The organism is Terriglobia bacterium (assembly GCA_032252755.1).
Taxonomy (GTDB): Bacteria; Acidobacteriota; Terriglobia; order Terriglobales; family Acidobacteriaceae; genus JAVUPY01.
In genome coordinates this window covers 21,236-39,417 of record JAVUPY010000091.1, presented here as the reverse complement: position 1 = coordinate 39,417, position 18,182 = coordinate 21,236, and the positions used below count along the sequence as shown (strand labels likewise).

The following is an 18,182-nucleotide window of genomic DNA, read 5'->3' as shown; positions in this document are numbered from 1 at the left end:
AAAGTTCTGCCCTGAAGTGGGGGATTGATGCGACGGAGATGGATGCGACCGAGCGCGGCGATCGCGCTCACAGCCTTGCTGTTGACGTTATCTGCCACCTGGCTTCTCGCCGGTGACAAGCGCAAGAGCACGACCCGCATGGACGAGCGCCAGCGCGCAATCCACGCCCTCAACCGCTTGACCTTCGGTCCTCGTCCCGGCGACGTCGACCGGGTGCTGGCTAGGGGCGTCGATAACTGGATCGATCTCCAGTTCCATCCCGAAAAGATCGACGATTCAGCTTTGCAGGCTCGACTCGAGCAATTCCGTACTCTGCAAATGCAGCCGCGAGAAATGCTCGCCGAATTTCCTCCACCACAAGTGATAAAGCAAGTCGCCGATGGCAAACTGTCGATGCCTCGGGATCCCGAGGAACGAGCAGTCTACGAGGCCGCGATCGCGAAGTACGAGAACAAGCAGCAGAAGAAGCAGGCGACTAGCGCCGACAACGCGCAATCGCAAGACAACTCTTCCAACGAGATGACTCCACAAGAGCAGGCCGCGAAGCGCGAAGCTCAACGTCAGGCGCGCGCAGACGCAGGTCGCTTGCTCTCGATGTCTCCTGACGATCGCATGAAGGCGATCCTGAATATGCAGCCAGATGAGCGTTCACGGCTGGTTCGCGTCCTCGCGCCGCAGGAACGAATGCAGCTTCTCGACGGAATGTCTCCGAAGCAGAAGGAAACCTTGCTCGCGCTGGCGAATCCGCAAGCGGTCATTCCCGCGGAACTCATGCAGGCGAAGCTCGAGCGCGCAGTCTACAGCGAACGCCAGCTCCAGGAAGTCATGACCGACTTCTGGTTCAACCACTTCAACGTATTCATCGGCAAGGGACCAGATCGTTACCTCATCACCTCCTACGAGCGCGATGTGATTCGACCTCACGCTCTCGGCAAGTTCAAGGACCTGCTGATGGCAACTGCGCAAAGTCCAGCGATGCTGTTCTACCTCGACAATTGGCAGAGCGTTGGACCGAACTCGCAGGCCGCGCTGAACCGCGACCGCATGGCCAATGGCGAAATGCCCCAGCGCCTTGGTCGCCGCGGACGCTTCGCTCGCCCGCTCACTCCGCAGCAGCAGGGGCGACTCAAGCAGTTTGCCCAGAAGGCCCCGAAAGGCCTGAACGAGAACTACGCGCGTGAAGTGATGGAACTGCATACGCTCGGCGTCAACGGAGGTTACACGCAGAAGGACGTAACCGAACTCGCCAAGATACTGACAGGTTGGACGATCCAGCGGCCTCGTCGCGGCGGTGGATTCGAGTTCAACGAGCGTCTGCACGAACCCGGAACGAAGTACTTCCTCGGCCACAAGTTCAAGGAGGACGGCGAGAAGGAAGGCGAGAAAGCTCTAGGAATGCTCGCCTCGAGTCCCGCAACAGCGAGGTTCATCTCGCGCGAGCTGGCGATGCGCTTCGTCAGCGACAATCCTCCGGATTCGCTGGTCGATCGTATGGCCGAAACCTTCCGGAAGAGCGACGGCGACATTCGCGAAGTCCTGCGAACGATGTTCAAGTCGCCCGAATTCTGGTCTCCAGAAGCGTATCGAGCCAAGGTCAAGACGCCGCTGGAGTTCGTCGCTTCCGCCCTGCGCGCCACGAACGCCGACGTCGAGAATGGTCTTCCGCTCATCCAGCAACTGAACAAGATGGGAATGCCGCTTTACGGAGCTCAACCGCCAACTGGCTACTCGATGAAGGCGTCGACCTGGGTGAATTCCGCTGCGCTGTTGGACCGCATGAACTTCGCTCTCGCGCTCGGAGTTGGACGTTTGCCGGGAGTGAAGCTGAACCTCCAGAGCGATCCCAATCTCTCCCGAGTGGCCACTGGAAACGCTGACGGAGAGCAGGTTCTGGCGGCATTGGAGAACTCCCTCCTCAACGGCGATGTTTCCGAACAGACACATGACACGATCGAGAAGAGGTTAAAGGACCCAATGGTCAGCGGACGGAAACTCGACGATGCGCCAAGGCCAGTCATCGTCGGCGCAGTTGCGGGATTGATCCTGGGAAGTCCTGAGTTTCAGAGGAGGTAAGCGTCTCAGCGATAGAGCTGAGTAGCTGAAGTTATGGCGATTACACGACGTGCATTCATGCGTGGTGGAGCGATGGCGGTTGTTGGAACCGCGGCTCTGCCGAGCTTCCTGACGCGAGCGGCGTTCGGCGCAGAGACTAACGGTGGCAACAAGCGCCTGGTCGTTGTTTTCCAGCGCGGCGCAGCCGATGGACTGAATATCGTGATTCCTCACGGCGAGCGCGCCTATTACGCGATGCGTCCCTCGATTGCCATCCCGCAACAGTCCGTCGTCGATCTCGACGGGTTCTTCGGCCTGCATCCGTCGATGCAGTCCCTGAAGCCGCTCTGGGACCAGGGACATCTGGCGATCGTGCACGGGGCCGGTTCGCCGGATCCAACGCGCTCGCACTTCGACGCACAGGATTACATGGAGAGCGGAACTCCGGGGGTGAAGAGCACGGAAGACGGATGGTTAAATCGGACGCTGCAATCGGAGAACGCCGATGAGAAGGAACCATTCCAGGCGATTGCGCTCGGCACGAGTTTGCCGCGCATACTGCAAGGCCCCGCGCCTGCGGTCGCCGTCAGCAACGTGAATGATTTCGGCGTTGGTGGACGGAATCCCGCGGCGCAGCCGCTGGCGAACACGTTCGAGGCGATGTATGCCGGAACCGTGGATTCGGTGCTGCATGGAACAGGCCAGGAGACCTTCGAGGCGGTGAAGATGCTGAAGTCGGCCGATCCGAACCAGTATCGTCCAGCGCCGGGGGCTAATTATCCGCGCGGGAGATTTGGCGACGCGCTGCGCCAGACAGCGCAATTGATCAAGGCCAACCTCGGCGTGCAGGTCGCGTTTACGGACATCAGCGGCTGGGACCATCACGTGAACGAGGGCAACACGCAGGGACAACTCGCGAACGTGCTGCGGGAGTTCTCGCAGTCGCTGTCGGCGTTCTACATCGATCTGGGCGACCTTGCGGAAGACACCGTGGTTGTGACCATGAGCGAGTTCGGACGCACCGCGCGCGAGAATGGCAATCGCGGGACGGATCACGGTCATGCGAACGTGATGCTCGTCATGGGTGGTCGCGTGCGCGGCGGCAAAGTCTATGGAAAGTGGCCCGGACTGGAGAATGAGCAACTGCACGAGCAGCGCGACCTGGCGCTGACAACGGACTTCCGGCAAGTCGTCGGGGAGGCAGTTTACCGGCACCTTGGCAATCGACACCTGAACGAAGTGTTTCCCGGATACGAGAACAGTCCGTCGAAGTTCTTGAGATATCTCGGATAGGAAAAAACCGTTCACCACGAAGGCACGAAGACACGAAGCGGAGGGGCAACAAGCTTCGTGAGTCGTGCCTTTTTCTGCGGGTCGATTTACCGAGTCCGCGGGCTGGAGACCGTTCGTTGTTTATGTTACGTTTCCCCAGGTCTCACATAAGGACGCACTCATGGAAATGTCTGGTTTTGCATTCAGCACGACGGATTGGTCCGCGATTGAACCGACGGAGCATAAAGGGCGAAACAGGCGTCGCGTACTGGCGCACACAGAATGTCGGGAACATTCGTGTTCGCATGGTGGAGTACACGGCGGGGTACAAGGCGGACCACTGGTGCAGCAAAGGGCACATCTTGTTGTGTGTTGAAGGGCAGCTCGAAACGGAATTGCAGGACGGACGCAGGATAACTTTGCGGCCGGGAATGAGCTACCAGGTGGCGGATGGGATGGAAGCACATAGGTCCTCAACCGCAAGCGGAGCAAAGCTGTTCATTGTGGATTAAACAGAGAACGGGCTAGCTTTCGTACCATGCCGGAATTGGCATGGGATCGCGATGACGCGGGCTGAGGATGAAGCGGAAGCCGCGGCTGAAGATGCGCCGTGCGATGCTGCGGCGTCGGGCGTCGGGCGCTGCGAGAGAATGCACCAGGCAGCGAAGGCGACCTGGGGGCCAGTACCAGGTCATATCGTGGAGCAGGGCCTTGTGGTGTTCCGCGGCAGAACCGATCGGGTTTGGAAGAAAGCTGCACTGGCGTAGGGAGGTTCCGGTGCCGTCCCAGAGCGAGCGATCCCAGAAAGGCGTACCGGGCAGGGGAGTGAGCGGGATAAAGATCACCACATCCAGTGGGAGGTCATAGGCGCCGCGGAACAGTTCGCGAATAGTGTCGCGAGTATCACCTTCGATGCCATAGATAAAAGACCCGATAGTACAGACGGCGGGGTAGCGCGTCGTAATGTGCTGAAGGGCACTGCGTACCTCCTCATATTGCGAACCCTTCGCAAGACTCCCCAATTCATTGTTCGAGCAACGCTCGATTCCGATATAGATTTCGTTCAATCCGGCGCGAACGCACAGTTCGAGTGCACCGGAGGCAGCGTCGCGGCAGAGGTAGTCAGCACGGACCCAGGCGCTCTGGCCGATTTTCAGTCCGCGCGAGAGAAGCATCTCAGCGACTCGGCGAGGAACGGTCGGGTTGGCATTGAAGCACGGGTCCACCCAGCCGATGTATTTGCGACCGAAATTCTTAGTCACGTACTCGACTTCGGCAACGACGCGCTCGGGGGACTTAGTGCGAAGGCACGGTTCGACGATTTGCTGGGCCGCGCCCGGCGCCACGACAGCTGGTGAAGGGCGCCCCATCTGACGCCAGAGCACGCAGAAGGAACAACGGTGGCAGCAGCCGCGGCTGAGTTCGAGGGCGACGAAATCGCGATGGTTGCGGCTTTCGGCGCCGTAGCGGTGCATTGGGAGAAGATCGTAGGCGGGGAACGGAAGACGATCGAGATCTTCGATTGGGTCACGCCATGGCGTTCTGACGAGGGTGTCCTCTTCCCGGAAGGAGATACCTTTGATGTCACGAAGAGAGTGTGTCTCATGCGACACGAGGGCTTGCATGAGCTCGATGAGTGTCTGTTCGCCCTCTCCGTGGACGACGAAGTCGACGAGGCCTGTGGAAAGCACTTCGGCGGCCAGATTTCCGAAACAGCATCCCCCGGCGAGCACTTGCGCGCCCATGGATTTCGCCAGGGCGGCGAGGCGAAGATCATCGGCGCAACTGACGGCTTCTTCGCCGATCGCGACGTAACTCGGCTTCAGGGCGCCCAGATGCTGCTCAAGCGTGCGCCAGCCCATGCGCAGAGCAGGTGCATCAAGGATGGAGACTTTAACGTTTGGAAGCTGTTCGCGGACGGCGGCAGCAAGCGAGGCGAAGGCGAGCGGCGGCCAGAACGCACTGTCAGGTCCGTTGAACGGCCAGATGGGCCGGGGCGGCCGGACGAAGAGGAGGAGGTCGCTCATGCAGTTCCAGACATGCGCGTGCTGACGGCACCCCAAGCCGTTGCGAGCAGAATGAGCGCGTTCCACGAGATGAGATATGTGACCGACATGAGTCCGGCGAAAGCGAGATAGCTGAGGGCGGTAACCGCCAGCGGCGAGCCAGAAGTTGCGCCCAGCAGGATGACCGGAATCGCGGTAATGAGGCTGATGAGATACCAGACGCTGGAAATAGTCGGTATTCCTGTGCACCAAAAATCAAAACGATCGGCGGGCAGGAGCAGCAGGTAAAAACTCATCCCATAACCGAACAACTGGCCGGTGATTGCGCGAACGACAGTGCTCTGAGGGACCAGGTGATAGCCGAAGGGAAGCATCAGAAGCATTGCGATGCCGTGTAACCAGAGCGAGCGGGAAGTCGGGCGCGGACGGAAGGTGACGAACGCGATAGCTGCGACGAGCGCTCCGATGTAGAGTCCGGTGCAGCGCTGACAGGCAGCGCTGACGACACCGCCAGCGTGCCAGCAGTTGACCTGACCGCAGATATGCGAGAAGAGGTGGCGGAGAAAGTCCATATCACTTCGCTGCCGGGTAGGGAACCTTAGTCACCTTGGCTGAGTCGCCGTTGAGATCGAGAAGATACAGGGCTCGATCAGTTTCAGAAACACTCTTATCCGGTGCCCCGGCCAGGTTCGTGGCAATGGTGCGGCCATCGGGCGAAAGCGCAATTGGGAAGTGATGGAAGAAGCTGGAATCAACATCTCCCTCGGAAGCGTTCATTTGTGAGACGGGGACGATCCGCACAATATCGCCGGTCTCCGCATTGATTTCGGCGATTGACCATACGGACGTGTTCTTTTTAACAGCACCGAGCACCCCGGCATAAAGCGAGTTGCCATCGGGAGACCATTGGAGGTTGCCGATTTGGGAGTGCGGGTCGAGTTTCGGCTCGATGATGCGTTGCAATCCTTGTTGGTCGCAGATCACGATGACGGCAGTCTTATCTTCCCGTGCCACCGGCAAAGCAATGCGGCCGGTGCGGTCTGTGGCGGGCGGTGGAACGAAACCGTTGTAGTCGCTTTCGCTTGGGTTGGGGACGCGAAACTCCGTGGAATTGTGGGGTTGTGAGGAATCAGATTCCAGGCTGCCGATCAGGAACAGGTCCTTGTTTTCCATGCTTTCCGACTTGGCGATGAATGCAACCTGGTCGTTGGCGCGGAAGAAATAGGCAGTACCCAGATCCTCTATGTCTTTGTATTCTCCGCTACCGAGGTCGACTTTGATGGGATGATCGCCCCATAAATAGAGCACACGGCGAACTTCAGCGGCGGGAGCGAAGTAGCCCTCGCTCTGATTGAGTTTGATGATTCGAACTACGTCGCCGTTGGGAGCAACCTCGGCAAGGAATGAGCGTTCTTCGCTGGGGGCGGCATCGTCGTACACGAAGGCAAGAACGGTGCGGCCATCCTCGCGCCACTGTGCAGAAATGACTGGCTGGCTCGAGCCCTTCGGACGATAAGTGTAGATGGAGGTCGCTTTGCCGGTCGCGGTGTCGTACAGCGCGATCCCGCATTCTTTCGTGCCAGCCCTGACATAGTCGAAGACGAGTTGAGAGCCATCGGGACTCCATGATGGCATGCAGGCGGTGATGAAAAGGAAGAAGCCCGCAATGGCAACGAGACTGAGGACGATGTGCAACGCCCTTGGTGGGTGCACAATGACCTCCTGAAAGTAAACAGTTTGCGAATAGTTAAGCAGGCACAGAAATCGGCGTCAGTGACGGGGGAAGCAGGGGGATGTGATTCAACGGCACTATCACGCAGTTAGAACTTTATATCTACCACCGGTTTGTACTTGGTTTTTGGGAACGGCCCAGAGGAAGCATGAAGCGAGCAAACCGTGAGCTTGTTGTCTGCTGAAGGCTGGTTGTCAGCCTGGGTCCAGTCTTTTGCGGGAGGACAACTGGTTCCGACGTCTTGAACGGAGAACTGGACAACAGCGGCGTCACGGGCCGGCAGCGGTGCGTGGGGCGTGTTCGTCGCAGTTGCAGTGTTCGTGCCTGCGGGCGGAACTGTTGTCGTCACGGGTGTTGGGTTCGGTTGCGCGGGAGCCTCTGTGGCATTAGATAATTTCTGTGTGCTCTTGTCGAAAGCGTTGCTGAGAGCATTGCCGAGCGCGGAGCCGGTTTTTGCAGCCGCATTGCCGGCGGCAGAATTGGCGAGTCCCGATTCGACAGTGGCTTGCGAGAAGGCTTGGGACGAGAGAAGAAGAACCAGCAGAACCAATCCAAAGAAGACACGTGGAATCATGGCAGTCGCCTCCCCACGACAGGGGAAGCGTACTGCCGTTGGGCCGGGGAGTCAACGGGCCGATTCTTCCAAACGCGCGGACACCGTTGTGAGGCGGCTAATAGCGCATTAGTACTAGTAACTTGACCATCAGGTCTGCTTCCCTGTATGAATGACGAACGCCATGATGAACATGTTCTCAAGGCCGGCAATTTCGCTGGAACCAGCGGCGAGTTACGGTCGTGTGTTCATCCGGAAATCCGCCCTCGCGATTATTCGGATTATTGCCATCGCTCCATAGGCGGGCCGGGCGAAAGATCTACGTAAGAAAGCCACCACCCGCCGAGACGAGTGGTGGCTTTTCAATTGGGGAAAGGACCCTGGTTAACCGTCAGCAGCAGAGTGTGAACCTGGTCCACCGAGGTCAAAGAACGGATGATCACAGTCGGTGATGTAAAAGCGGCGCGGGAACGAATCGGGAGTTCGGTGCTGGTGTCGCGGTGCGCGAAGTCGAGCGCGTTGTCACAAATGACGGAGAGCCGCGTATGGCTCAAGTACGAGAACCTGCAGATGACCGGGTCGTACAAGGAGCGCGGGGCGCTGAACAAGATTCTGACGCTCTCGGCGGACGAGCGTTTGTGTGGCCTGATAGCGGCCTCGGCAGGAAATCATGCGCAGGCCATTTCTTACCACGCGACGCAGCGCGGGATCTCAGCACAGATCGTGATGCCGATGGCGACGCCACTGATCAAGGTCATGGCGACGCGGCGGTTCGGCGGAGAGGTGATCCTTCATGGCGCGAATTACGATGAAGCCTGCGAAGAGGCGCTGCGCCGGTGCACGGAGTCTGGGCGTACGTTCGTGCATCCGTTCGATGACGATGCGGTCATGGCGGGACAGGGAACGCTCGGGTTCGAATTGATGGAGCAGGTACCAGAAATTGATGTCCTGATCGCCTCAATCGGTGGCGGCGGGATGATCAGCGGAGTGGCGTGCGCGATCAAAGAGGCGAATCCGAAGGTGCGTGTAATCGGCGTGCAGACGGCCAGGCTGCCTTCGATGCGGGAAGCCGTACGGAAAGGTGGACCAGTGACGCTGCCCGTTTCGTCGACGCTCGCTGATGGAATTGCGGTGCGGCGCGCGGGCGAACGTACGTTCGAGATGGTGCAGCGGTACGTGGACGACATCGTGACCGTCGACGAGGACGAGATCGCAGCGGCGATTCTGCTGTTACTCGAACGGGAAAAGACGCTGGTCGAGGGTGCGGGAGCGGCTCCGGTCGCGGCACTGCTGCACAGAAAGTTAGCGGTGATGGGAAAGAATGTCGGAGTGGTGATCAGCGGCGGGAATCTCGACGTTTCGATTCTGTCGCGGATCATCGAGCGCGGCTTGGCAGAAGACGGTCGGATGGTGCGGCTGAGAATCCATCTGCCGGATTATCCTGGTGCGCTTCACAACTTGACGGGCGTGCTGGCGGAGCATCGGGCGAATATCGTCCAGACTGCTTACGATCGGACTTACTTCGGAGTGGATTTAGGAAATACCGCGATCGATCTCACCATGGAAACGCGTGGGGCGGAGCATGTACATGAGTTAGTTACGGCGTTAAAAGAGAAGCGGTATCAGTTCGAGCGGATCGAGTAAAAACGCAAACGGGAAGGGAAAAACCGCAAAGGTAAAAGACGAAAAACGATTATGGTTGGGCGGTGGCAGCCGATTCAAGGTCGAGTTCGAGAAAGAGTTCGTTGGGCAATGGACTATCGAAGTAAGGTGCGATGTCGTAGAAGCCGAAGGCGCGGTAAAGGGTAATAGCGCGGGCCATTTTGTCGGTCAGGGTATCGAGGCGCATTTTGCGGTAGCCGGCCGAGCGAGCGGTTTTGATCAGATGCTCGATGAGGCGGCGTCCCAGATTGTGTCCGCGGGCGATGGGGCGGACGTAAAGGCGCTTCATCTCGCAGATGTCGTCGGCGAGTGGGCGCATGGCGATCACGCCTGCGGGAATTTGCGTTTGGTCCTCGCTATCCATCCACGCGATAAGAAGGGTGCCACGCGGGGGCGCGTACTTGCCGGGTAGTCCCGCGAGTTCCTGCTCGAAGCTTTGGAAGCAAAGATCGGTGTCGATCGAGGCCTGGTACTCCCTGAACATTGTGCGGGCGATATCGAAGTCCTCGGGGGTTACGGCGGGGCGGATGGAGAACGGCATTCAGAGATTTTAGCGGATGGGACAGCCGTTGCCAGCGCCACTAAAACTCTTTCGTCGAAAGTAAAGCTCGGGCAGGCGAGGTCACCTGCCCCTCCAGACAGTGACGAGCTACGAGCCGGTTTTGCGGAGATGCGGGTATTCGGGTTTAGATTGCATTTCGCGCAAGCGCGGCTGAGCTTTCACCTGGAGTGGCAGCCGCCAATCTTTTGCGGACGCGTGGCCGGCGCGGAGCCAACCGATTCGCGTGAGCAGCGATCCGGCGATGCTGGAGACGGCGGCGGCGCGGCGAAGCTGGCGGGAGCGGCGAACGCCCATGGCTTCGGCGGCGACGCGGAGGACGAGAGGCACGGGGCCGGAGAGAATTCCGCCGGCACGCGTGATCCAACCGCTGACGCCGTGCTTCAACGGTTCGTTGACGATCGGGTCGCGCTTGCGTTCGAGTTCAACGCCTTCATAGATTTCCGCGGCGGCGGAGATAATTCCGATACGGTTCAGCGCGGGCGAGGTGTCATTGCCGAGAAGCTCGAGCACCGAGACGCCGGCGTTCATGCCGGACATCCCAAAGTGAAATGGCAGGGTCCGGACGTTGTGATTCCACACGGGAATGACGGTAGCGCCGATGAGCACGCCGGTGTAGTTGGAGAAGGGTAGGCCGAAGAGCGCCGAGAATCCTTCGGCGACATTACCAATGATGCGGAATGGTCCGAAGGCGAAACGATCCGCGAGGATTTGCGCGACGGCGGCGGCACCGGAGAAAGTTCCGAAGCCCGCGAGTATCCAGGCGCCCATGGACATAGGACTCTGCGGCTTGAACATTCGCAGCATGTTAAGGAAGCGCGAAGGCCGGCCAAGATCGGCTACGAGCAGTGCGCCGGATACGGCAGCACCGGCGGCCGCGACGAGGCGAGCATCGCGAGCAACTTTGTCGTCACGACCAGTCAAGTGGGCCATCGCGCCGATCACGGCTGACGCGCCAGCGGCTCCGCCAACGAAAAAGTAGACGGGAATTCCCGGATTCCATTGCGGCTGCTTCAGAAGAGGGATGCCGTAGTATCCGGTACTCGGTGACGCAATCGGAAAAGGAGCGCCAGCGGGAATGACGCCCTTCTCAGTGACTTCGCCGAACTCTTCCGCGCGCTTGCGAATTTCGAGGAGCCGTGCTTCCCGATCGGCGTGCCAGCCCTGCTGCGCGTACTCGTTTGGGAGATTGAGGAGGGGATCGCTCATGGCCGGCCACTCCCCAGGAATGCGATCAGGCTTCCTACGGCGAGTACCCCGGCTGCGAGTGCCGAGGACATCCACCCGGAACGTAGATAAGTTGTGGGGACTTCCGGTTGCGGCGGCAGGTTGTACTGCTTGGGATCGCCGCGCGTGATGAAGAATGCGTGCGTGCCCTTGACGCTGGTTTCCGTGGGATCGTAAAACTCGGCGTCTTCCATTCCGCGCGAGCGCAGTTCACGGACACGCTCCTGCCCGGCGAGTCGAAGTTCGTTAATTTCGCCGAACTTGATCGATTCTGTTGGGCAGGCTTTTGCGCATGCAGGCGGAAGCCCAATCTTCTGGCGGTCGTAGCAGAAGGTGCATTTGAATGCACGACCGTCATCCTTATTTTTCTGAACAACGCCGAATGGGCAGGAGACGACACAGTAGGCGCAGCCGTTGCAAACGTCCGGCTGAACGAAGACTCCGCCGAATTCGGTGCGCACGATCGCGCCGGTGGGGCAGGCCTCGAGGCATCCGGCGACTTCGCAGTGCTTGCAGACGTCGGACGAGAACGCCCAGGATGCGACGTCGGGAGCATTGCCGCCTTCGCCCGGAATGGGCATGGCTTCGATGAACTTAACGTGTCGCCATGTGGAGTGGCCGACGGCGCCTGTGTTGTCGTAGCTAAAACCGGTGAAGTTCAGGCCGTCGTCGGAGATGCCATTCCATTCCTTGCAGGCGACCTCGCAGGCTTTACAGCCGATGCAGAGAGTCGAGTCGGTGAGAAATGCGGTCGTGGTCATACGGCCTCTCTCATGTGTGATTTCCATTGCTCCAGTGCTTTGGCACCAGCTTCACGCCGGCCAGGGACGATATCGCAGACGAGGGCCTTGGTTTCCATAATGCGCACGTTGGGCTCCTCCGAGATGACGAGCAGATCGTTCACGACATCGCCGAGAGCAAGGCCGTTGTATCCCCAGTGATAGGGAAGTCCGACCTGGTGAACCGTGCGGCCTTCTACCCAGAGTGGCCGCATGCGTGCGGTCACCATTACGCGCGCTTCAATGATGGATCGAGGAGTGTAGATACAGGCCCAACCGCCGTGCTCGAGGCCGAGAGTGCCGGCGAGTTCGGGCGAGACCTCGCAGAAAAGCTCAGGCTGCAGTTCGGAAAGATGCCCCAGCGAGCGTGACATTCCGCCGGCGGTGTGATGCTCGGTCAGGCGATAGGTCGTGAGGACGTAAGGGAAGCGGGCGTCGGAAGGTTGCGAGTACGGATTGTCAGGCCGCTCTTTCTTTTTCGCGGCAGGATTATTGTCGTACTCCGGGTAGAGCACATTAGGGAACAACGATTCGAGCGGCTCGTAGTGAACGGGGAGCGGTCCGTCCTTGAGACCACTGGTAACAAAAAGCCAGCCCATGCCGTCAGGATGCAAGATGAACGGCTTATCGCCGGGGATTGCTTCCGACCCTGTAGCTTCTTTGCTGGGCTTGTAATCCGGGCGGATCTTCTTCTCGAAATCGGGTGTGTCGAGCCCGGTCCACTCTGATTTTTCTTCATCCCACCAGACGAGCTTTTTGCGCTCGCTCCAGGGCTTCCCGTCAGGACGGGCGGAGGCGCGGTTATATAGGATGCGAACGTCGTTTGGCCAGCTGAAGCCCCAGCCGTGGCCAAGGTAGCCAACGGGTTCGCGCTTGTGCGCCTTGTTCTCCAAGTCCTTAGGAAAGACGCCGGAGTAGATCCAACATCCGCAGGCAGTGCTGCCGTCGGCTTCCAGCTTTTTGTAGCTCGGGAGCAACTCGCCAGTGTTCAGATCGCGGCCATTGATCTCCTGAAGGATTTGAGAAACGCTGGGCTCCTCGTGAAGACCATGCGTCGTGTAATTCCACTGAAGCTTTTGGATGGGTTCGTAGCGGACGCCGATTTTTCCAACGGCTTTCTTCTTGAGGCGCTTTCCAAGGTGATACATGAACCAAGTTTCGCTGCGGGCGTCGCCTGGTGGATTCACGGCCTTTTCGCGATATTGCAATAGCCGCTGCGTGTTGGTGAAAGTGCCTTCTTTCTCCGCGCTGCCGGCGGCTGGGAAAAGGAAAACCTCTGTGGCGATGTCCTTGGAATTCAGTTCGCCGCGCTCGACTTCCGGTGAGTTGTACCAGAATGAGGCGGTCTCGGTTTCCACCATGTCTCGGACAACCAGCCATTTGAGCTTGGACAACGCTGTACGTTCGAGTCGCCCGTTGGAAGCCCCGACGGCCGGGTTCTGGCCCATGACGAAGAGGCCTTCCATCTTGCCGTCCTGCATGTCGAGCCAATAGCCGAAGTGCGAATGGTCACCGGTGACACGGGGCAGGAGATCGAAGCACCAGTTGTTCTCCTTCTGCGCGTGCTCGCCATACCAGGCCTTCATGAGGCTGACGAAGTAGTCTTCAAAGTGCCACCACAGGCCCTTGTTTGCGCGGTGCTTGTTAATGTAGTTCTCGAACGTTTTCGAATCTGCCTCGAAGAACGGCATGGGCAGATAGCCGGGGAGGATGTCATAGAGGGTCGGAATATCGGTGGAACCCTGGATGGACGCGTGTCCGCGGAGGGCAAGTATGCCGCCGCCAGGACGCCCGATGTTCCCAAGTAATAGTTGAAGAATTGCCGCTGTCCTAATGATTTGAACGCCCTTGGAGTGTTGCGTCCAGCCAACGGCGTAGCAGATGGCGGCGGTCTTGTCTGGGCCGGATGCAGAGGTAAAGGCCTCGGCAACCTTCAAGAACTTGTCCTTGGGAAGACCGGCATGGCGCTCGATCATCTCCGGCGTGTAACGGGAGAAATGGCGCTTCAACACCTGGAAAACGCAGCGGGGATTCTGAAGCGTGGCATCGAACTCGTACTCACTGACCTTACCGGCTTCACCTCCGCGGTCCTTGCCGTGACCTCCGCCTGACTCAGAGTGGCCGGGAATTGCAGGTGTGCCTTCCTTGCGCGGCTCACCCTTATAGAGCCAGGTTTCTGGACTGTATTTCTTGGTTTTACCGCTCCAGCCCGAAAAAACGCCGCCGAGGTCTTCAGTGTCCTTGAAATCATCCCGGAGGATGACGCCAGCATTGGTGTAGGGAACAACGTAGTCGCGGAAGATTTTGTTGTGCGTAATGGCGTAATTGATCAGGCCGCCGAGGAAAAGGATGTCGGTTCCGGCGCGCAGAGGCACCCACATATCGGCCATAGCCGAGGTGCGAGTGAATCGCGGGTCGACGTGGATGATAGTGGCGTTGTTCTTCTCACGCGCCTCCATAACCCACTGGAACCCGACAGGGTGGTTCTCCGCCATGTTGGAGCCCATGATGAGGATGGCGTCGGCGTTGGCGAGATCAGTTTGCGCGGTGGTGGCGCCGCCGCGTCCGAACGATGTGCCCAGACCGGGCACGGTAGAGCTGTGTCATATACGGGCCTGGTTGGAGATGCACACCATACCGAGGCCACCCGAAAATAACTTCTTTATTAGGTAGTTCTCTTCGTTGTCGAGGGTTGCGCCGCCGAGATGCGCGATCTTCTTGGTCTGCATTACCCAGTCGCCATCTTCTTTTTCCTGGAAAGTACGCTCGCGGGATTCCCAAAGGCGGTCGGCAACCATGTCCATCGCCTGCTCGAGTGGAATCTCCTCCCACTCGGTCGCATATGGGCGGCGATAGCGCACTTTCTTCAGGCGGTGCGGATGCGTGTGCAGTTCAAATGTATCCGCGCCCTTGGGGCAAAGCCGGCCACGGGAGATGGGCGAGGCCGGATCGCCTTCGATGGAGATGAGCTGGCCATCTTTGTGGAACGCGAGCTGGCCGCAGCCAACGCCGCAATAAGGACAGATCGACCGGGCGACATCGGCGTCGAAGTGCTTGGGGAGAAGCTGCTTGGTGTGATCGCTCATGGCTTCTTCTCCGGTTCCGCGCCATGAGCCTGATTTGATCTGCTTGACGACAGGCCAGCGGTTCAGCAGGTCCCCAATCATTGGGCCTCCAAGATTCGGGCGATCGCTCTCTGGGGTTGAGACACGCGGAGTGACGGCTAGGTTGCCATGCGTGAGCTGCTGGTTGAAGTTTGCGCGGACGAACGGCAGCTTGTAGATTCAAGGCCATGTTCTCGCGCCGAACGAATTGGAAGCTGACGAAAAACAAATATACGGAAGCACTCGAACGCTTTCGCGCCAGTGGGCGCGAACTGCTGGACCTGACGGCGTCTAATCCGACCGAAGTTGGGTTGCAATATGAGTCGGAACGACTGCTGAAGGCGTTGGCCTCGCCGCGGGGGCTGGATTATGAGCCGGCGTCAAAAGGATTGCTGCCGGCGCGAAAGGCGGTTGCCGGGTACTACGCCGAGAAGGGAATCGAAGTTTCGGCCGAGCAGATCTTTTTAACCGTGAGCACGAGTGAGGCGTACACATATGTGTTTCGCCTGCTCTGCGATCCCGGCGACGAGGTCCTCGTTCCGCAACCCAGCTACCCGTTATTCGAGTTTCTCGCCGATTTGCAGGACGTGAAACTGGTTCCGTATGAGTTGATTTACGATCACGGATGGCAGATTGATTTCCATTCGCTCGAGTGCGCGATGGCTTCGAACACGCGGGCAGTCCTGGTCGTCCATCCGAATAACCCGACCGGATCATATGTGAAGAAAGAAGAGAAGCGGCTGTTGGATCGCATTTGCGACGAGCGCGGCCTAGCCATCATTGTGGATGAGGTGTTCCTGGACTATTCAGTTGGTGGGGACGCTCCACTCTCGTTTGCGGGAAGTTGGGGGGCTTTGACGCTCACCTTGAGCGGGTTGTCGAAGATCAGCGGGTTGCCGCAGATGAAGTCGGCGTGGATGGCGCTGAGCGGGCCGGAATCGGTCGCGCAGGAGGCGTCAGCGCGGCTGGAGGTGATTGCGGATACTTACCTCTCGCCTAATGCGCCAGTGCAGTGGGCCTTACCGGAGATGCTGGCGATGCGCGAGGGGATTCAGCAGCAGTTGAAGGCGAGAGTGAAGGAGAATCTTGCCACGCTGGATGGGCAACTGCGCAAGCAGAGCCTGTGCCAACGTTTGCAGGTTGAGGGAGGCTGGTACGCCGTGCTGCGTGTGCCGGCTATCCGATCGGATGAAGAACTTGCCATTCAATTGCTGGAGCAGGAAAACGTGCTGGTGCAGCCGGGACATTTCTTCGACTTCGTATCGGAGGGGTACCTGGTACTGAGCCTGATTACTCGAGAGGACGTCTGCAGGGAAGGCATCGCAAGAATTCTGAGCTTCCTTGCAGAGTGACGGGTTGGTTATAGGAGAAGCCGCACTACGGCTGAACCTGAATCGCGTCCCCGCTCGCACATCCCGCTAGTACGGCAGTCACTGAAATAGTTATTCGACCACCTTAGGATAACCTCAGGATCAATATGAATTCTCTGGACGAAATTCGAGAATTTCTGGGGCAGAAGCGGATTGCGGTGATTGGCGTTTCGCGGAATCCAAAAGATTTCAGTCGCTCGTTGTTCAAGGAATTCGTTGCGCGAGGTTATGAGACGGTTGCTGTTAACCCGAACGCAACAGAAGTCGATGGATCGCAATTCTGTCCGCGACTGGCGGATGTGAGGCCTGCGCCTGACGCCGTATTACTGATGACGCCTCAGGCGATAACGGAAGATCTCATGCAGGACTGCGCCAAAGCTGGAGTTCGTCACGTGTGGATTTATGGGTATAACGGGCGGAGCAAGGTATCGCCGCTTTCACTCTCGCGTCTGAGGAACGCAGGGGTGAACGTCATAAATGGTGAGTGTCCGTTCATGTTCTTGAATAACAGTGGCGGCATTCACAGGTTTCATGGTTTTGTGCGAAAAGTGTTTCACAGCTATCCGAGATAACCATTTTCCAATGCGCCCGCGGAGGGGTTTTGGGATTACAATCCGCGTGAGGGCTGTCCACCACGGGAGGCGATCATGATTGCTCTCAGGCTGGTGCGACTTATAGAACACCACTCAGACCAACTTGCAGAAGAAATGATGCGGAAACTGGAGATTTGCGACAAGTGTCGCGAACTGCGAAAGGTTCCGCGAGCGGAGATCGAAGAACGCGTTCGTGAAATCTACAGGCAACTCAGCGACTGGCTGGTCAACAAGACTGAACGCGATATCGAACACATGTACCGGCAAGTCGCGCGACGACGGTTCGAGCAGGGAGTTCCGCTGAGCACTGTTTATTGGGCCATCATGACCAGCAAGGAAAACTTGTGGGACTACCTGGTTCACGAGGGAGTGACCGAGAACCCGCTCGAGTTGCAGGCAGGGTTCGAACTCATTCGCATGATGGAACAGTTCTTCGAGACCGCGGTTTACTACCTGTCCCTGGAGTACGAGGAGTTGACCGCCGAGGCGGCGAGGAAGAGGACTGCAGTGGCATCCTGATCGCGGTTGCAGGTCTGACTGCCTTTTACTTTTGCAGGAATGGATTGCTCTCGCGCTCTTCGCCTATCGTCGTTGTGGGACCGTGGCCGGGGATCACGAGAGTTTCGTCCGGCAGAGTGAGTAGTTTCCCGTGTAGGGAATCAATGATTTTCTTGTAGTTTCCCCCGGGCAGATCGGTGCGTCCGATGCTCCCCGCGAAGAGAGTGTCTCCCGCAATCAGAGTTTTCTCCGGAGCAAACAAGAGACAGAGGGACCCTTCGGTGTGTCCCGGGGTATGGATCACCTGCCCCTGATGAGAGCCTGCATTTATGGAATCGCCCTCGCGAAGGTTGCGATCCACGGTGACCTCGCCGGGCGGACGCATTCCGAGCCATGCAGCCTGTACGTCGAGCATCTTCAGAAGCGCGGTATCGTTCTCGTTGAGGAGGATGGGAGCGCCGGTCGCGCGCTTCAACTTCGCGGCGCCCCCAACGTGATCGATGTGTGCATGGGTGATGACGATCTGTTTGAGGGCGAGATTGTGAGAACGAAGAATTCCGAGGATGGACTCGATTTCGTCGCCAGGATCGATGACGATGGCTTCGTGGGACTTTTCGTCGCCCACGATGGAGCAATTGCACTGGAGCGGGCCGACAGGAAGGATTTCGTGGATCATGCGGTCTAAAGTCGAAAGCGAAACTTCTCGCTTGCGACTTTAGACTTTCGACCCCAAAAATGCAAAAGCCTCCGTAACCGGAGGCTTTGTTGTTGTTGA

General features: G+C 58.5%; 15 protein-coding genes and 1 pseudogene. 7 read left to right on the top strand and 9 right to left on the bottom strand.

From position 1 onward, the window contains the following. The first annotated feature begins 42 nt into the window (after positions 1-42). From ROO76_22690 to ROO76_22680, 3 genes and pseudogenes are all read left to right on the top strand, one after another. Positions 43-2,073, top strand: a complete 2,031-nt coding sequence (locus ROO76_22690; GenBank protein ID MDT8070978.1) for a DUF1800 family protein — start codon at positions 43-45, stop codon at positions 2,071-2,073. A 33-nt stretch (positions 2,074-2,106) separates the two neighbouring features. Continuing rightward, on the top strand, positions 2,107-3,345 hold the full coding sequence (locus ROO76_22685; GenBank protein ID MDT8070977.1) for a DUF1501 domain-containing protein: 1,239 nt from the start codon (positions 2,107-2,109) through the stop codon (positions 3,343-3,345). Positions 3,346-3,505: 160 nt separating this feature from the next. Then, positions 3,506-3,836 (top strand): annotated as a pseudogene (locus ROO76_22680) (DHCW motif cupin fold protein). Between the two features lie 12 nt (positions 3,837-3,848). On the opposite strand, the gene ROO76_22675 reads toward ROO76_22680, so the two are convergent. The 4 genes from ROO76_22675 to ROO76_22660 all read right to left on the bottom strand — a co-directional run bounded on the left by ROO76_22675 (position 3,849) and on the right by ROO76_22660 (position 7,636). Beyond that, positions 3,849-5,351: a radical SAM protein gene (locus ROO76_22675; GenBank protein ID MDT8070976.1), complete on the bottom strand. Its 1,503-nt coding sequence runs from the start codon at positions 5,349-5,351 to the stop codon at positions 3,849-3,851. Beyond that, entirely contained in the window at positions 5,348-5,902 is a 555-nt protein-coding gene (locus ROO76_22670) for a DUF2085 domain-containing protein (GenBank protein MDT8070975.1), read from the bottom strand. The genes ROO76_22675 and ROO76_22670 overlap by 4 nt, the downstream gene beginning before the upstream one ends. Before the next feature lies 1 nt (position 5,903). Beyond that, a complete protein-coding gene (locus ROO76_22665; GenBank protein MDT8070974.1) occupies positions 5,904-7,043 on the bottom strand; it encodes a hypothetical protein in 1,140 nt (379 codons plus the stop codon). A gap of 107 nt (positions 7,044-7,150) precedes the next feature. Next, entirely contained in the window at positions 7,151-7,636 is a 486-nt protein-coding gene (locus ROO76_22660; GenBank protein MDT8070973.1) for a hypothetical protein, read from the bottom strand. A gap of 414 nt (positions 7,637-8,050) precedes the next feature. On the opposite strand from ROO76_22660, the gene ilvA reads away from it, so the two are divergent. Then, positions 8,051-9,259, top strand: a complete 1,209-nt coding sequence (ilvA, locus tag ROO76_22655) for a threonine ammonia-lyase (GenBank protein ID MDT8070972.1) — start codon at positions 8,051-8,053, stop codon at positions 9,257-9,259. 49 nt (positions 9,260-9,308) lie between these two features. On the opposite strand, the gene ROO76_22650 is transcribed toward ilvA, so the two are convergent. The 4 genes from ROO76_22650 to fdh all read right to left on the bottom strand — a co-directional run bounded on the left by ROO76_22650 (position 9,309) and on the right by fdh (position 15,009). After that, on the bottom strand, positions 9,309-9,818 hold the full coding sequence (locus ROO76_22650) for a GNAT family N-acetyltransferase (protein MDT8070971.1): 510 nt from the start codon (positions 9,816-9,818) through the stop codon (positions 9,309-9,311). 108 nt (positions 9,819-9,926) lie between these two features. Further along, the gene (gene nrfD, locus ROO76_22645; protein MDT8070970.1) at positions 9,927-11,045 is read right to left on the bottom strand and encodes an NrfD/PsrC family molybdoenzyme membrane anchor subunit; all 1,119 of its coding nucleotides are present in this window, start codon (positions 11,043-11,045) and stop codon (positions 9,927-9,929) included. Next, positions 11,042-11,824, bottom strand: a complete 783-nt coding sequence (locus ROO76_22640) for a 4Fe-4S dicluster domain-containing protein (GenBank protein MDT8070969.1) — start codon at positions 11,822-11,824, stop codon at positions 11,042-11,044. Before ROO76_22640 ends, nrfD begins: the two co-directional genes overlap by 4 nt. Continuing rightward, positions 11,821-15,009 carry a formate dehydrogenase gene (gene fdh, locus ROO76_22635; GenBank protein ID MDT8070968.1) on the bottom strand — a complete coding sequence of 1,063 codons (3,189 nt, stop codon included), beginning with the start codon at positions 15,007-15,009 and terminating at the stop codon, positions 11,821-11,823. The genes ROO76_22640 and fdh overlap by 4 nt, the downstream gene beginning before the upstream one ends. 125 nt (positions 15,010-15,134) lie before the next feature. On the opposite strand from fdh, the gene ROO76_22630 reads away from it, so the two are divergent. From ROO76_22630 to ROO76_22620, 3 genes are all read left to right on the top strand, one after another. Further along, complete coding sequence (locus ROO76_22630; protein MDT8070967.1) at positions 15,135-16,298, top strand: pyridoxal phosphate-dependent aminotransferase; 1,164 nt, start codon at positions 15,135-15,137, stop codon at positions 16,296-16,298. A gap of 125 nt (positions 16,299-16,423) precedes the next feature. After that, positions 16,424-16,888: a CoA-binding protein gene (locus ROO76_22625; GenBank protein MDT8070966.1), complete on the top strand. Its 465-nt coding sequence runs from the start codon at positions 16,424-16,426 to the stop codon at positions 16,886-16,888. 75 nt (positions 16,889-16,963) lie between these two features. Continuing rightward, positions 16,964-17,428, top strand: coding sequence for a hypothetical protein (locus ROO76_22620; GenBank protein MDT8070965.1), 465 nt, complete (start codon positions 16,964-16,966; stop codon positions 17,426-17,428). A 25-nt stretch (positions 17,429-17,453) separates the two neighbouring features. On the opposite strand, the gene ROO76_22615 is transcribed toward ROO76_22620, so the two are convergent. Beyond that, positions 17,454-18,083 (bottom strand): MBL fold metallo-hydrolase, encoded by a 630-nt coding sequence (locus tag ROO76_22615; GenBank protein MDT8070964.1) that lies wholly within the window; start codon positions 18,081-18,083, stop codon positions 17,454-17,456. Positions 18,084-18,182: the final 99 nt, after the last annotated feature.

Excerpts from the sequence above, each read along its gene's own strand:
- ROO76_22620 (MDT8070965.1), top strand. The coding sequence starts at position 16,964 with ATGATTGCTCTCAGGCTGGTGCGACTTATAGAACACCACTCAGACCAA.
- ROO76_22650 (MDT8070971.1), bottom strand. The coding sequence starts at position 9,818 with ATGCCGTTCTCCATCCGCCCCGCCGTAACCCCCGAGGACTTCGATATC.
- ROO76_22685 (MDT8070977.1), top strand. The coding sequence starts at position 2,107 with ATGGCGATTACACGACGTGCATTCATGCGTGGTGGAGCGATGGCGGTT.
- ROO76_22675 (MDT8070976.1), bottom strand. The coding sequence starts at position 5,351 with ATGAGCGACCTCCTCCTCTTCGTCCGGCCGCCCCGGCCCATCTGGCCG.
- ROO76_22615 (MDT8070964.1), bottom strand. The coding sequence starts at position 18,083 with ATGATCCACGAAATCCTTCCTGTCGGCCCGCTCCAGTGCAATTGCTCC.
- ROO76_22640 (MDT8070969.1), bottom strand. The coding sequence starts at position 11,824 with ATGACCACGACCGCATTTCTCACCGACTCGACTCTCTGCATCGGCTGT.
- ROO76_22630 (MDT8070967.1), top strand. The coding sequence starts at position 15,135 with ATGTTCTCGCGCCGAACGAATTGGAAGCTGACGAAAAACAAATATACG.
- ROO76_22660 (MDT8070973.1), bottom strand. The coding sequence starts at position 7,636 with ATGATTCCACGTGTCTTCTTTGGATTGGTTCTGCTGGTTCTTCTTCTC.
- ROO76_22690 (MDT8070978.1), top strand. The coding sequence starts at position 43 with ATGCGACCGAGCGCGGCGATCGCGCTCACAGCCTTGCTGTTGACGTTA.
- ilvA (MDT8070972.1), top strand. The coding sequence starts at position 8,051 with ATGATCACAGTCGGTGATGTAAAAGCGGCGCGGGAACGAATCGGGAGT.
- ROO76_22670 (MDT8070975.1), bottom strand. The coding sequence starts at position 5,902 with ATGGACTTTCTCCGCCACCTCTTCTCGCATATCTGCGGTCAGGTCAAC.
- nrfD (MDT8070970.1), bottom strand. The coding sequence starts at position 11,045 with ATGAGCGATCCCCTCCTCAATCTCCCAAACGAGTACGCGCAGCAGGGC.
- ROO76_22625 (MDT8070966.1), top strand. The coding sequence starts at position 16,424 with ATGAATTCTCTGGACGAAATTCGAGAATTTCTGGGGCAGAAGCGGATT.